Here is a 16,088-nt window from a genome sequence, read left to right on the forward strand (position 1 = left end):
GAGGACACTGAGAGAATAAAGAAATGCTTAACTGAATTGTATTGGATTATTTTCAACTTTTTATTTGCAGTTCTACATAAGCTTAAATTACGAAAGAAGGTATTGGATGAAACTTTGTATTGTTACTCATAAAATTAAGAAAGGCGATGGACAGGGACGAGTAAACTATGAAGTTGCTAATGAAGCAATTCGTCGTGGTCATCAACTGACATTATTAGCTAGTGAAGTCGCACCAGAACTAGAAGCTAATAGTCAAGTTAATTGGATTCCAATTCCAGTCAAAGACTATCCAACAGAATTTGTACGTAATTTCATATTTGCCCAAAAAAGTACAGATTGGTTGCGGAAACATCGCTCTGAGATTGATTTAGTTAAAGTCAATGGCGCAATTAATCTAGCTGCGGCTGATGTGAATGCTGTACATTTTGTCCACAGTTCATGGTTGCGATCGCCTGTTCATATTTCTCGCAACCGCCGCGATTTATATGGTTTATACCAGTGGCTGTTTACGGCTTTTAATGCGCGTTGGGAAAAACAGGCTTTCCAAAAGGCGCAGGTTGTTGTGGCTGTATCAGAAAAGGTAGCTCACGAATTAGTCAACATTGGTGTACCTCGTTCTCGCATTCGCGTAATTATCAATGGCGTTGATTTAGACGAGTTTGCCCCTGGTGAAAACAAAAGCGATGCCTGCGGCGGGCTACGCCTACGCCAAAAGTTGGGTTTACCGGAGAATGTCACGCTGGCATTGTTCGCCGGAGATATCCGCACACCCAGAAAGAACTTAGATACAGTACTGCACGCCTTGGTGAAAGTTCCTGATTTACATTTGGTGGTAGTGGGACATACCCAAAATAGTCCTTTCCCGCAGTTAGCAGCCTCTTTGGGGTTAAATGAACGTGTGCATTTTGTAGGATTTCGCCGTGATATCCCCCAAATTATGCAAGCAGTAGATTTATTTGTTTTTCCTTCCCGATACGAAGCTTGCAGCCTCGTATTGTTAGAAGCACTTTCTTCAGGACTACCAGTAATTACTGCCACAGCCACCGGGGGAGGAGAATTGGTGACACCAGAATGTGGCATTGTCTTATCCGACTCAGATGATATTGATGCTTTGGCTCTGGCATTGCTGACTTTGGTGAGTAGTCCCACCCTCATACAGCAAATGGGCAAAGCTGCTCGTTCTGTGGCAGAACAACATAGCTGGACTACTATGGCACAAACTTATGTGGATTTATTCGAGGAGTTAAGCAATGCGGAACACCGTTCTGATACCGACTTATCGCCGTCCACAAGACCTATCACGCTGCCTTTTAGCGCTACAGAAGCAAATTAAACCCGTCGATCAGGTGATAGTGGTTGTACGCGATACGGATGCAGAAACTTGGCAATTCTTGGCGCAATTAAACGCTCTCAATCTGCCACTGCATACTGTGAAAGTGACACAACCAGGCGTAGTCGCAGCCCTCAATGCCGGATTAGCAGCAGTGGAGGGCGATATTGTCTCTATTACTGATGATGATGCCGCACCTCACCCAGATTGGTTAGAGCGCATCGCCGCTTACTTTACCTCAGATAGTCGCCTCGGCGGTCTGGGAGGGCGTGATTGGGTATACCACGGCAGCAAATTAGAAGACGAATCTCGCCCAGTAGTGGGACAGTTGCAGTGGTTTGGGCGAGTGATTGGCAACCATCATCTGGGAGTGGGAGAACCCCGCGAAGTCGATATTCTCAAAGGCGTAAACATGAGTTTTCGTAAAGAGGCCATCGGACAATTGCGCTTTGATGAGCGGATGCGTGGTACTGGAGCGCAAGTACATTTTGAAATGGCATTTACTCTGGCATTAAAGCGGGCTGGTTGGAAGATAATTTACGATCCTAATGTTGCTGTAGATCACTATCCTGCACAACGTTTTGATGAAGATCAGCGAAATAATTTTAACGAGATTGCCTTTATTAATTTAGTCCATAATGAAACCCTAGTTTTACTAGAGCATTTGCCATTTATCCGCCGGATTGTATTTTTATTCTGGGCAGTATTTGTAGGTACGTGCGATAGTTTGGGTTTCGTACAATGGCTGAGATTTTTACCTAGCCAAGGGCAATTGGCGGGTAAAAAGTTACTAGCATCCTGGCGGGGGCGTTGGCAAGGATATAAACAATTCGTAATTCGTAATTCGTAATTCGTAATTAATTAACTTCTTTTTAGCTCTAGTAGTCTGTAAAGCTAAAAGTTATGGATAAAAAGTTCGTAGTAAGGACTTTAGTCCTTGTTTAAGCACTAAAGTGCTTACTACAAACCTTAAAAATTAGCTTAGACATTGTACTAGTTAGCATTGGTAAATCTAAAATCTAAAATTGAATGAATTCTAGACAGATACTTTTCAATAGTTTTTTAGAAGAAAATTATTCTCCAGAAGAGCGATCGCAACAGGGGTGGATGGCGATCGCAGGCTTTATACTACTAACTGTAGTTTGCTATTTTGCTGGTGCTACTGCTGCACTGCGCCTAATTTATCCGGTGACGGCTTTAGCTGTAGCCGTGTTTTTATACTTGCGGCATCCCATTCTCTACATCAGCTTTACCTGGTGGATATGGTTTCTCACACCCTTAGCTACCCGCTTAGTTGACTATCGGGTAGGCTGGGATGCTACCCGCCAAATGCTTATAGCACCATATTTGGTGGTGTTTGTAACCATAGCAACATTCTTGCGACATTTTCCCCGTGCCTCACGTCAAGGGGGTTTGCCGTTTGTTATGGCTTTTATCGGAGTCTTTTATGGCTTTCTCATCGGTCTGATTTATAACCCACCAATCCCTGTAGCACGCGGACTGCTGGATTGGCTCAGTCCGATTATCTTCGCTTTTCACTTATTTATAAACTGGCGAGATTATCCTAGCTATCGCCAGAATATTCAGCGAACATTTCTTTGGTGCGTGCTAATTTTAGGAACTTATGGCATATATCAATTTGTAGTAGCTCCTGAGTGGGATAGGTATTGGCTCATCCAATCAAAACTATTCATGAGTTCTGGAAACCCTGTACCTTTCGGGATGCGTGTCTGGAGTACATTGCACTCAGTCGGCCCTTTTGGTTCAGTCATGCAAGCTGGTTTACTGTTGTTATTTACCAGTTCGGGAAATTTAATTTTTCCTGCTTCAGCCGTTGGTTACTTATCGTTCTTACTAACACAAGCGCGAACTAATTGGGGAGGCTGGTTATTTGGAATAATTATGATTGTGGGTTCAGTCAAGGCGCGAATTCAAATGCGCTTGATCGTTATAATTGCGGTGATGGCAATTTGTGTTGTGCCATTGACAACTATTGAGCCAATTGCTGGAGTTGTATCAGCCCGTTTGGAAACTTTTTCTAATCTTCAAGATGATACAAGTTTTAAAGATAGATCGGGAAGTTATGACAAAAACCTTGGTCTAGCACTTTCTAATGGTTTAGGTAACGGCTTAGGAAATATTTGGAAAGTCAACGAAAAAACTGGTCAAATTGAAGTAGTGGTGATTGATAGTGGCATTTTAGATATGTTTTTCACCCTTGGTTGGTTTGGAGCCATCTTTTATATGGGTGGATTAATCTTGTTAATTATTAGTGTTAGCAGTTATGGTGAAGGCCGTTTTGATAGTTTTATTAGTGCTGCCCGCGCCATTGGTATCAGTTCTGCTACACAGCTAATTATTGGTAGTGGAATGTTAAGTGTAGCAGGGATGATTCTTTGGGGATTTTTAGCTATGGCTATGGCAGGACATAAATACTATAGCAATCCCAAGAATTCTTGAAGAAGAATTCAGAAGTCAGAATTCAGGAGTCAGAATCAAGACACGACACTCGTTCCTCTCTACGAGACGCTGTGCTAAGAATTTATTCTGAATTCTGACTCCTGACTCCTGAATTCTGTTCGATAAATATGAATTGAGTTAAACAACAAAATCTTACAACTTAAATTAGGACTGATATAAATTATGAAAGCAATTATTGTAATGCCACTAGCCGAACAACGAGGCGGCGGTGAAATGATGCTTTGGGATTTGGTACAGCAGGGACGTAATGCTGGTGTTGAGTGGCTAGTGATATTTTTAGAACACGGCCCGATGGTAGAACAAGTAAAGTCCCTTGGTATTGATGCGCGAGTTGTAGAAAGTGGACGTTTACGCCAAATCCACCGTTTTATTGGTGCTGTTTTTCAGATAGCTGCGATCGCACGCCGCGAACGTGCAGATATAATTGTCAATTGGATGTGGATTACGCATATATCTGGAGGCTTGGCGGCGATGCTGGCTGGTTTGCCTGCTGTATGGTATCAGCTAGAAGTACCTAGCGATAAAACTTGGTTGGTACGAATTGCTACTTTAATCCCAGCCCGCGCAATTATCACTCTCTCTCAAGATGGTAAGCAAGCACAAGCAGAGATTTGGCCCCACAGGCCAACACCCTTGGTTTATCCCGGTGTTGCACTAGACCGATTTGAGCCTGATGCTTTGCCAACTCCTGAAGAAGCACGCCGAAAACTAGGCTTACCTTTACACGGCCCACTGATTGGAATTGTGGGACGATTGCAACGATGGAAGGGAATGCACGTATTAGTGCAAGCGATGCCCAAAATTTTAGAGAAGTATCCTGATGCTCATTGTGTGGTAGTTGGCGGCAAGCACGATTTGGAACCAGACTATGAGGACTTTTTAAAAGCAGAAATCACAAACTTGGGCTTGAAAAAGCAAGTAATTATGGCTGGACTACAGCGTAATATCCCGGAGTGGGTACAGGCGATGGATGTATTTGTTCATGCTTCGGATAAAGAACCCTTCGGAATTGTGATTATTGAGGCGATGGCGCTGGGTAAACCTGTGATTGCTGGCGATGCAGGCGGCCCGACAGAGATTATTACCGATGGGATGAATGGACTATTAACACCTTACGGCGATGCAGATAAATTAGCGATCGCAATTCTCCGCTATCTTGACGAACAAGAATTTGCCCGCAGTGCAGGAATAGCTGCCAGACAACGCGCTTTAGATTTTTCAACGCAGAATTATGCTCAAAACTTTATTAGTGCAATTCGTTCTGCAATACCCAGTGTTTCATCTGCTGAATGAAACAGTAAACTTTGTGCAAAAGTCAATTTTATGAAAATGAAACCACAGATTGATACCGATGAATTATCTATGTGAATCTGTGGTTAAAAAATAATACAAAATCTCCAGCGATCGCAATTCTCCACTATCTTGGCGAGTAGAGATGTTTCATTGCAACGTCTCTACTCTTATTTTTGAAATTAATTACTTAACTATCTTATCTGTCAGCCTACTTGAGTGATGTAAAAACTAACACCAAGCGCATCAGTTAACGATATGGATAAGGTCAAGCTAAATTAGTCTAGCAAAAAATTATTCCTTACCTAGCTAATTTTTCTTTTTATTTCATGGCTTAAATTTTTTATCTAACTCTTATTAATTTGCTTTATTCTAGAAAATTGATCGACTATTACTTAAACCTTTAATACAAAGCTATAGATGTGCTGCTCTGTTATTTGATACACCAAATTCTTCAAATTACCGAACTCATCAAATCTTCATATATTTGAAGCATAGTTTATCTTTTATTGTAAAAATAGTGGGAATAATAAAATAAATTTGATTGAACAAAGTAGTTAGCTATGAGCCAGATATGTTCTATCTCCAAAACCTGTGCTTGTCGCAATGTTGCACGCTGCCAGACTAAGGAGGCAGGCAGGCTCTTTCTCTGGTTTCCCGTTACACATACCCTCAAAAAAGTCACCTCCTACCTACAGCAGCTTAGACTTGAGTATGAACTGATGCACGAGCGACCAGGTTTGAGTTTGAAGTGTAAACCCGGACAGTCTATAGAAATTGCCCGTAACCTGGCCAAACTACTTGCACCTAGAGAATTAAAAGAGACGCAAGTCCTTTTCACTCAAGGTAATATCCAACCTCAACTCCATGATTTTAGTGACATAGCCTCATTACAACGCTTCATTAAGTTGAACCAATCCGACTGGCTAGTTGAAATGTTGGCAACGGAACGATTTACCAGTTACTTTCAGCCAATTGTCTCAATTAACGATACATCGCAGATTTTTGGATATGAATCGCTCTTGCGGGGGCTGGATGAAGAAGGCAATTTAATGCTACCGACACCAATTATGGAGTTAGCAACCGAAGCCGGACTAATACCACAACTCGACCAAATTGCTCGCCTCAGCGCAATCACTGAATTTAGTCGGTATAAAGTGAGTGGGCATATCTTCATCAATTTTGCGCCAACATCACTTTACGATCCAGCTTTTTGCCTCAGTAGTTCAGTTGAGGCAATTGATACTGCCGAAATTTCCCACGATCGCGTTGTCTTTGAAGTTGTAGAATCAGATAATCCTCAAGATTTAACCCATCTCAAGGCAGTGCTTAAATACTACCGGGATGCTGGATTTTTAGTAGCTCTTGATGACCTTGGTTCTGGCTATTCCAGCCTAAACTTGCTGCATCAGTTACGTCCAGACTTTATCAAGCTGGATATGGAGTTAATTCGAGATGTACATCAAGACCTTTACAAAGCTTCGATTACCGAGAAGCTTTTAGAGATTACTCAAAAGTTAAACATCCAGACCGTTGCTGAAGGAATTGAGTGTATTGAGGAACTGAACTGGCTGCGAGAACGAGGTGCAAATCTTGCTCAAGGCTATTTAATTGCTAAACCTAGTGCAGTGCCTGTCACTACAACCCCTCACTTTGATCCGATCGCGTTAAATGTAGCATCGACAGATTCTAAGCTGGTTGAGCGGCATGTCCAACACCAAAATGAGTCCGAGCGAATTGTCGCGTCTGTGACGCAGCGCATTCGACAATCGTTAGAGTTAGACGAGATTTTGCAAACCACAGCAGCCGAAGTGCGGCAACTGTTTGAGGTAGACCGAGTAATAATTTACCAGTTTGAGTCAGACTGGAGTGGGTTAGTAGCTGTAGAATCTTTAGCAGAAGAGTGTATGTCCATTTTGGGATTTCACGTTATGGACACATGCTTTCAATCTACCCGTGCAATTTACTTTCAACAAGGTAACACCAGAGCGATCGAAGACGTTGAAACTGCCGGATTATCGCCGTGTCATCTTGACCTCCTGCGGAGTTTGCAAATCCGAGCAAACCTTGTCGTGCCTATCTTGCAGAAAGAGCGTTTGTGGGGACTATTGATTGCTCATCAATGCCGTAATGCCAGACAATGGCAGCAATCGGAGATTAACTTGTTTAACCAGTTAGCAGGACAAGCTGCGATCGCTATTCAGCAATCAGAACTTTACCATCAATTACAACAAGCAAACCAAGAATTACAGCGCCTTGCCTGTTCAGATGGTCTGACCCAAGTGGGAAATAGACGGTGCTTTGATGACACATTCAACACACAGTGGCAACGGTTGGCACGAGAGCAAGGTTCGCTATCTTTGATTTTGTGCGATGTCGATTACTTTAAGCTTTACAACGATACACATGGACATCTCGCAGGAGATGATGCCCTTAGACAGGTTGCCAAGGTAATCTCTCAGACAGTTAAACGCCCTGCTGATTTAGTTGCTCGTTATGGTGGAGAAGAGTTTGCAGTTATTTTACCGAATACTGATATCGAAGGGGCCATTGCAGTTGCAAGAGATATTCAGACCAATATTAGTGCATTAAAAATGCCTCATCCCCATTCTCAGGTTAGCGAATTCATCACTCTAAGTCTTGGTGTGGCAACCATCACTCCTCATAGCCAATTATCTCCCGCAACCTTAATTGCTGCTGCTGACCAGGGACTCTATCAGGCAAAAGCACAAGGAAGAAATTGTGTGGTGCAGATAAACTGTCAGTAGGGACGCAAGGCCTTGCGCCCCTACCGTATGGTCTATTTACCTGAAAATCGCTGTAATTAACAAAAGGTCAATTTATATTTTTTAATATAGATTGCTTTATTTCCACCCATTTGGCTTGAAAGTACTGAGTAAAAAATCCTATTCCCCAGTCCTCAGTTTCTCTTTCATGTATTTTGGTGTGTAGTTTATTCCGGTTACTTAACGGGTTTCAAATGCCCACCCCATAAGATTGGATAATTTATTTCTTGGAGTTCCCTTATCAATGAACATACACTTAAGTATGCTAAATTTAAAGGTAACTTATATAACTCTTAAAGCCAAAATTACACAAATATCTTTCTTAAAGGCTTTTTGGAAATCATCACTTAAATATAAAGTGATTTAAATGTTAATAGCTTGACAACAGATGATTATATGAAATAATTATCATCTATCTTATAGAAATATCAAGGTATCTCTCAATAGGTTTTGATAATCAAACGCTTAAATTATTTAAGTTTTACGATCGCGCATGAATATATTGATCATTTTAGCTGAAGTCAGCCTTGTAATCTTTGTTTGTTTATTACTGAACTGGTTTGTAAGCAAGTTATTCAAGCTATTTACAAAGACCTCTATATTAAAGAGCGAAGATAGAAGTATCAAAACCTTGCGTCGGAACATCACAGGGTTATTGTTACTTGCTTGCTTGGTGTCATGTATTTTGATTGTGGGTGCTAATGGTTATCTAGTTTATCGTGGCGAAAACCTTCAACAATACACCATAGCAATGCTTGAGCGTATTCCATCAGGATTTTGGATAACTCTAGGAATTGGCATAGCTCAGAGCATTGGCACTTTCATATTAGCCGCGATCGCACTGAAATTTCTGAAATATTGGCTGAAGGTAGCTAGCACTCGCGCCAAAAACTTAGAAAAAAATACTGCCGATGATGAAAGTATTGATGCTTTCTTTAACGCCCTCTATCACAGAATTAGCGGTGGAATCTGGCTGTGGGCTGTCATTCTGTGTGCCCAGTTTCTCAAATTGCCAGCAACGGTTTCGGAATATTTGTACATTGCACTGCGAATCTATTTAATTATTGCCGTCGGGTTGCTGATTCTCAAAGCAGTCGCGGCGGTAGTTGATTTTCTCGATGCTCTCAGCGTCAGATACTCCAACCCTGATAACCTCTTAAGATTCTACGATCGCCTCCGACATCTGATACCCTTTTTAAAGCGGTGTCTGGAGTTTGTAATTTATGTCTGCATGGCAACATTAGTGATTCAACAGGTGCAGTTAATCGCCAATATTGCAGCTTTTGGCCCGCGAATCATCAAGATCATCGGCATCATCTTCATTAGTCGTGTGTTGTTTGAAGTCGTTTACTTACTTGTTGAAGAGGTGCTGTTTAAAGACCAGAATCTAAGTGATATTCAAAGAAGTAGACGCTTGACACTCGTTCCTCTTTTTCGTAGTTTCTTACAATATTTTGTATACTTTGCTGCTATTATCTCTATTCTCTATACTCTTGACATTGATCCAACTCCTATACTGGCAGGTGCTGGTATTGTCGGCATAGCTGTAGGTTTAGGGGCACAGACACTGATAAATGATATAGTCTGTGGCTTCTTTATTTTGTTTGAAAACTACTACTTAGTGGGTGATTATATCGAGGCTGGGAAAGTCGAAGAGAAAGTTGTCGAAGGTGTTGTTGAGGCAATTGAACTCAGAACCACTCGTATTAGACATCCCAATGGTCAATTGCAGATTATTCGCAATGGAGATATTGGCTCAATTACCAATTATTCTAAACAGTATATCTTTGCAGTAGTGGAAGTTGGTGTGCCCTATAATTCCAACTTAGCTCATGTGTACAAAGTGATTGAGGAGGTAGGACAACAGTTAAAAACAAACGATCCAGATGTACTCGAAGGTACACAGATAGATGGAGTGGAAAGCCTTGGAGAATCTAACTTGTTGCTGCGGACATTAACGAAGGTGAAGCCAGGAAAACATCTTCAGATTCAACGTGTTCTTCGAAAGATTTTTACAGATGCACTACTGCGCGAAGGAATTGTAATTCCCATCCGTGCTGAAAGTGCTGAAGGTTAATTTGGCACTTTATTTTTAACTAGCTTTGCGAGTTGGTGTTATGTCAGGCTTGAAGAAATTTGAAAGCTAGCAAAAATTGTGTTCATTCATACAACAAAATAGTAACGATTGTTATAGGCTTGGAAAGCCCTTTACTTTTATACTTTTGGCGAAACTTCACCGCCAAACAAGCACCAGAGCGATAGGAAATTACTTATGACCAAATGCGATTGATACTTATCAAACGTAAATCTGGTTAAGTTGAACATATCTCTGTCAGCAGCATAAGTGACATCCTACGCCCTGGTTATCTCTTTTAACTGGACTTAAACAAAAGCAAGCCCAGCATCACAAGTGATAATTTCTACAGCAATATATATATAGATAGCTATGGAATCACTGAGCAAATTAATCAACTCAAGCCATAGTCAAACATTAAATACTAACTTTATGGTGATTTTGTTAAAGTATAAAATTTGTCAGAACGCATTTGGGTGCCATTTCGCCAAACTTCCACTCTTTCAGGGCTGACTAAATAATAAAAACTACCATTATCTGCTCGATATCTGCCTTTACCAATATTCAAAGCTGGTATTTTTATAGGCTTGCTTGGGTCTTGCTTCAACCGCCCAATATAAAATAACTGCCCATTTTCTTCACAGACCTTGACACGAATATTTGCAGTTTCACCATCAATAATGGTAACTCCATTGCAATTAGTATCACTGCTTATAGGTGCAAAACCCATTGGAGGCAATGAAGGTGAAACTTGCTTTGCTACGGAGGGTGTCGAGACTGGGCGGTTCGGGTTATCCACTTGCTGAATTTTAGAAGCAGGGGAAACACTTGCAGTTAAAGATGTCAATAGACGAAGGGGATCAACTGCTATTCGACCATTTGGATGCACTTCAAAATGGAGATGAGGTGCTGTACTATTGCCTGTAGATCCCATCTCAGCAATAATTTGACCTTGAATGACCTGTTGATCCTTGCTCACCAGCAAACGGCGATTGTGACCATAAACAGTAGTGCTACCGTCAAGATGCTTAATAGTTATGGCATTGCCTAACCCCCAATTATCCCAACCTGCTTTTACAACAGTACCCGATGCAGCAGCAACAACTGGGGTTCCAGATGCCCCTGCAATATCAATTCCTTCATGTTGATATTTGCGAAAGCCTTGAGAAATAAACCCTTGAGTTGGCCAGATTAAGTTAGAAGCGGGGATAGGAGTTTGCCCAATTGGGGAATCGCTTGCTAACTGTGTTAGGGCAGATGTAGTTGTACTTAATACGGCGGTTAAGGATATTAAACCAATTAGTCCATAAGTGCGGTATCGAAAAACGGTAAGTTTTTTCATAATTGCAAGCCTATTAAAACAATAATTCAGATAGTTTCTGATTATTTGCTGTTTCAAGCTAACTCGGAAAATATCAGGAAGTTTAGCAGATATGTTATTTTTAAGACCTTAGCCAGACACTTTCGTGCTAGAAGTACATAAACATCTCCAGAAATCAAATATGTTTTATCCAGAACCCTTGTAGAGACGTAGCACTGCTAAGTCTCTACATTTATTTTCGAAGATGTCTAATATCTGCTACGTATGCCAGTTATCGACGCATCGAACGGCGGCATACGTTTATCAATTGCTAGAGTCTTGGGTTTCAGACCCCCAATGTTGTGTCAGCTTTCTGCTTTCTTACGAGAGTTCAGTGGCTTCAATTTAGGAGGGGTCGAATCCTATAAGTAATACTGCTCCTGCCTTGTCTGCGACACGCTGCGCGATCTACCTTATGCCTCAAACCTTAGTGTAATTATCGATTACTTTGGCTAAGTCTGGAATAGCTTCTTCTACGTGCTTTTTGGCTGAACCGCGAAGTTTTTCATAGGTTCCTCGCACGATTTGGCGCTTGGCACTCTTGACTCTAGCATCAGTTACACCCAGTAGCGCATCTGCCGTATGAGAGCGGTTTGCATTCAGGTGTCCAATTGGATCGCCTTTCTGTACACCTTCGCTCCAGATGGGATCAAGTGCGGTGAGGCACTGCGGCAGGATCTGCTCAACTACGTAGGGGATATACCCTGGCTTGACACCTTTGAGAGCAGCAAAGGCAGTTTTCAAAGCGATACCGCTCATACCTGACTTGGATGCAAGCTGTACTTCTATCATGTTGCAACATTCATCTACGACCATCGCTTTTTTGGTCGGGTTCAAAAGTCCTTCGCTAAGTCCCATTTCACTTTTCCTTATCTCAGTACTTAATTTCTATTCGACTAACTTTTTTAGCAAGCAGGAAATTACAGAAAATGGTATCAGAGTTAGAGGATGTTATGAACATCACTTTTTCACTACTGAAGGCTTCGTCCATAGTGCAATATGCTTGAGTTAAGGCTTGATTCTCTCTAACCCTCCTTAAAAAGGAGGGAATTAGAGCAAGCCTTGTGTTTACAGGGTAGAGTTGGCAGAAAAGAGACAGGATGGTAAAAATCAGGTTATCCCGTCCTGCTGAGACCTGAGTTGTGTCTCTGGCTGACTTGAGCCAGCAGGTAAAGCCTTATGTTCAGATCCCGAAGTTTCATTAGGATAATCTGGAGGTTTTGAGCCACCCGATCGCTTCCGAGAAAATATAGCCTGAGCTAGGGTCTTGACTAAGATATACAAAATTGGCACCAAGAACAAACTCAAGAATGTTGAAAGCAGCAACCCTCCAAAGAGTGCTGTTCCTAAAGACCAACGGCTGCTGGCTCCAGCCCCTTGAGAGATCACTAAGGGCAAAAATCCTAATAGCGCTGCAAAAGAAGTCATTAAGATGGGTCGCAGACGTTCTTGTCCCGCTTTCACCGCCGCGCGTGTGTAGCTCATACCTTGCTCATGCAGCTGATTGGCAAATTCCACGACTAAAATCGCGTTTTTTGCAGCTAGACCAATCAAAGTTACTAGACCTACTTGACAATAGATATCATCCACTACTTTGGGGAAGAGACTACCTGCCATGAAAATATTGGAACGTAGCCAAATCGCCGTCATCGCTCCCAAAACTGCTAGGGGAACTGTCAGCAAAATAATGATTGGGTCAACATAGCTTTCATACTGAGCCGCCAACACCAGAAAGACAATAACGATCGCTAAAGCAAAAATCAAGCCCGTAGCTCCCCCTGATGTCTTCTCCTGGAGATAAGTCCCTGTCCACTCATAACCAAATCCTTGAGGTAAGACCTCTGCTGCTACTTGCTCCATCGCTTTAATCGCTTCTCCAGAACTAGAACCGGGAGCAGGAGCGCCTTGGACTTTGATTGATCGGTACAAGTTGTAATGGGAGACGGTTTTTGGCCCCACAAAGGGAGTAACTTTCACCAAACTGCTCAACGGAATCATCACCCCGTTTGCAGAGCGAACATAGAGTTTGCCAATATCATCTGGATTAGAGCGAAAAACCCCATCTGCTTGGACGTATACTCGATACTGTCGCTGTCCTTGGACAAAGTTATTTACATATTGCGACCCCAAGTAAGTTTGCAACGCTCCAAAGATGTCGTTAATCTCCACATTGAGAGCTTTGGCTTGGTTGCGGTTTACCTGAATGTCAAATTGGGGAGTGTCTGCGGTGAACTGAGTGAAAACTCGTTGTAAAACAGGCTTTTTATTTGCGGCTGCAATAAATTTTTTAGCAGTCTCAACTAGGGTTTCAATCGGCGCACTTCCAGTTCGGTCTTGAATGATAAACTCAAAACCACCTGTACTACTTAACCCTCGAACTGGAGGAGCATTCACTGCGATCGCTCTAGCTTCTGTAATTGTCGAGAGCTTTTTGTTCAGCCTCTGAAGTATGCCATAGACAGACTCAGATTCTTTAGCTCTCTCTTTCCAGGGTTTCAGATTAGCAAAGGCAATACCCAAATTAGAAGCATTACCATCGAAACCAAAGCCACTGATCATAAAACTAGCTCTAACTTCGGGAGCCGATGTTACTTCTTTGACAACCCGATCCATAACAGATTCGGTGTACTTCAAAGAAACCCCATCTGGCCCTTGGACAATTACAAAGAAGTAACCCTGATCTTCCTCTGGAATAAACCCGGTAGGAACTGCTCTGTACATTAAAACCGTTGCTACTAAACCAGTGATGAAAACCCCAATTACAATCGGTTTGACATGGGTAAGGTAGCTAACAAACCCGACATATCGCCGTGTGAACCAAGAAAATCCCCGATTAAATTGCGTAAAGAACCAACCCAAAGGGCCCCGTGCAGTCTGAGCAGGGCGCATGAGGATGGCTGCCATACTTGGAGAGAATGTTAAAGCATTGAAGGTGGAAATGGCAATGGAGCAAGCAACGGTTAACGCAAATTGTTTGTAGACAATCCCTGTAGTGCCTGGAATGAATGCAACGGGAATGAATACCGCCATGAGTACAAGTGAAGTGGCAATGATTGCCCCAGTCAACTCCTTCATCGCTTCGACAGCCGCCTCAAAGGGCCTCATGCCCTGCTCCAGTTTGACTGCAACTGCCTCCACTACAATAATGGCATCATCAACAACGATCCCGATCGCTAAAACGAAACCAAATAAGGTCAGTGTATTAATCTGAAATCCTAAAACCAAGAGAGCCGCACATGTTCCAATCAGGGAAACGGGGATCGCAACAGTAGGAATGATCGTGGTACGCCAATCTTGCAGAAAGACGAAAATTACCAAGACCACCAGGATAATCGCCTCAACCAAAGTGTGCAGAACTTCTTCTAAAGAAATTTCCACAAATGGCGTGGTATCAAATGCCAACTGTGCTTTTAGTCCAGGTGGAAAACTCTTCTCCAGCGCTACGATCTGCTCTTCAACAGCATGAGCAACATCTAAGGCATTACTACCCGGAAGTTGATATATTCCCAAACCCACGGCTGCCTTGGGAGCATTTCCTGGGATGGTAAATTTGGCATCAGCAAGATAGTTTTCTGCTCCCAATTCAACTCGACCGACATCTCTGACTTTAACTAGGGTGCTATTCGTAGTGCTATTGGTAGTGCTATTGCTAGTACTATTAGTGCCACCTTGACTCACCTTCAGCACCATATCCTCAAATTCAGCCGCATCTTTAAATCGACTGGTTGCCCGTAAAGCAAATTCAAAGCTTTGATTATCTGGTGCTGGTTCCTTACCAATCGCCCCTGCACCCACTTGAATATTTTGTTGTTGCAGGGCAGTTGTCACATCTTGAGGAGTTAGTTGATGTTGGGCCAGCTTGTTGGGATCGAGCCAAAGACGCATGGCATATTTGCGTTCCCCAAAAACCCTGGCACTTCCTACACCAGGAAGTCGTTTGATTTGATCGAGAATATAAAGATCGACATAATTACTGATAAAAATGTTGTCATACTCATTATTTTCTGAGTAAAACCCATAAACCAGAAGAAGACTGCTTGATGCAGTTTCAACGGTGACACCTGTTCTTTGAACAGTATCTGGCAATTGAGGTGAAGCAAGTGCTTCTTTATTTTGAACGTTTACTTGAGCAATATCGCTATTAACATTAGTTGGGAAGGAGACAGTTATATTGCTAGAACCATCATTACCCGTGTTAGAAGATATATAAGATACATCTTTAACACCATTAATTTGTCGCTCGATAATGTTGGTGACACTGCTTTCTGTTGTTTGAGCATCCGCACCAATATTGTTAGAGCTAACGGTGATTTGCACCGGGGCGAGATCCGGTAGCTGAGAAATTGGCAGGATGGGAATACAGATGCTTCCCAGCAGCAAGATGATAAACGTACAGACCGTAGTTAAGACTGGACGTTTGATGAAGGTGTTGACAAACATAAATCCAGGAACAGTTTAATTCTGGTTACGGACAGAGTGGCTTTTTATTAATATAAGGATTTATTAAGGTTTCATGTTAAATATTTTCTCCTTCCCATACTCCGTATGGGAATACATAGGTCTGGACTGCTGACTCAAGGGGAAATCAAGCTTTTTTCAACTTTGGGACTTACGTCAAACTACAAGCACTCAGAGGCGAATGGCACTAAGAAAAGCTGAAACCTCGTCAGGGCATGGTGTGGGAGGTGTGGGAGGATGTGGAGGCAATGGAGCATTTGTTGATATGCAGTTATTCAATTTCTCCTCTTTCTCCCCACACTTCCCCCA

The 16,088-nt window shown here is 42.3% G+C and carries 9 protein-coding genes; 6 read left to right on the forward strand and 3 right to left on the reverse strand.

Features of this window, described 5'->3' with window-relative positions; genetic code table 11:
- Positions 1-106 precede the first annotated feature (106 nt).
- The 6 genes from GJB62_RS27605 (at position 107) to GJB62_RS27630 (ending at position 9,964) form a co-directional block, all read left to right on the forward strand.
- Positions 107-1,333 carry a glycosyltransferase family 4 protein gene (locus GJB62_RS27605; protein ID WP_114082306.1) on the forward strand — a complete coding sequence of 409 codons (1,227 nt, stop codon included), beginning with the start codon at positions 107-109 and terminating at the stop codon, positions 1,331-1,333.
- Positions 1,251-2,180, forward strand: coding sequence for a glycosyltransferase (locus tag GJB62_RS27610; RefSeq protein ID WP_114082305.1), 930 nt, complete (start codon positions 1,251-1,253; stop codon positions 2,178-2,180). The genes GJB62_RS27605 and GJB62_RS27610 overlap by 83 nt, the downstream gene beginning before the upstream one ends.
- A gap of 179 nt (positions 2,181-2,359) precedes the next feature.
- Positions 2,360-3,790 carry an O-antigen ligase domain-containing protein gene (locus GJB62_RS27615; protein ID WP_114082304.1) on the forward strand — a complete coding sequence of 477 codons (1,431 nt, stop codon included), beginning with the start codon at positions 2,360-2,362 and terminating at the stop codon, positions 3,788-3,790.
- A 183-nt stretch (positions 3,791-3,973) separates the two neighbouring features.
- Positions 3,974-5,104 (forward strand): glycosyltransferase family 4 protein, encoded by a 1,131-nt coding sequence (locus tag GJB62_RS27620; protein ID WP_114082303.1) that lies wholly within the window; start codon positions 3,974-3,976, stop codon positions 5,102-5,104.
- A gap of 560 nt (positions 5,105-5,664) precedes the next feature.
- Positions 5,665-7,869 carry an EAL domain-containing protein gene (locus GJB62_RS27625; RefSeq protein ID WP_114082302.1) on the forward strand — a complete coding sequence of 735 codons (2,205 nt, stop codon included), beginning with the start codon at positions 5,665-5,667 and terminating at the stop codon, positions 7,867-7,869.
- A 511-nt stretch (positions 7,870-8,380) separates the two neighbouring features.
- Positions 8,381-9,964: a mechanosensitive ion channel family protein gene (locus GJB62_RS27630; RefSeq protein WP_114082301.1), complete on the forward strand. Its 1,584-nt coding sequence runs from the start codon at positions 8,381-8,383 to the stop codon at positions 9,962-9,964.
- Positions 9,965-10,391: 427 nt separating this feature from the next.
- Here GJB62_RS27630 and GJB62_RS27635 read toward each other — a convergent pair whose 3' ends face one another.
- From GJB62_RS27635 to GJB62_RS27645, 3 genes are all read right to left on the reverse strand, one after another.
- Complete coding sequence (locus GJB62_RS27635; RefSeq protein WP_114082300.1) at positions 10,392-11,303, reverse strand: M23 family metallopeptidase; 912 nt, start codon at positions 11,301-11,303, stop codon at positions 10,392-10,394.
- Positions 11,304-11,741: 438 nt separating this feature from the next.
- Positions 11,742-12,179 carry a hypothetical protein gene (locus tag GJB62_RS27640; protein ID WP_114082299.1) on the reverse strand — a complete coding sequence of 146 codons (438 nt, stop codon included), beginning with the start codon at positions 12,177-12,179 and terminating at the stop codon, positions 11,742-11,744.
- 252 nt (positions 12,180-12,431) lie between these two features.
- Positions 12,432-15,761, reverse strand: coding sequence for an efflux RND transporter permease subunit (locus GJB62_RS27645; RefSeq protein WP_114082298.1), 3,330 nt, complete (start codon positions 15,759-15,761; stop codon positions 12,432-12,434).
- Positions 15,762-16,088: the final 327 nt, after the last annotated feature.

This window comes from Nostoc sp. ATCC 53789, from assembly GCF_009873495.1.
Taxonomy (GTDB): domain Bacteria; phylum Cyanobacteriota; class Cyanobacteriia; order Cyanobacteriales; family Nostocaceae; genus Nostoc; species Nostoc muscorum_A.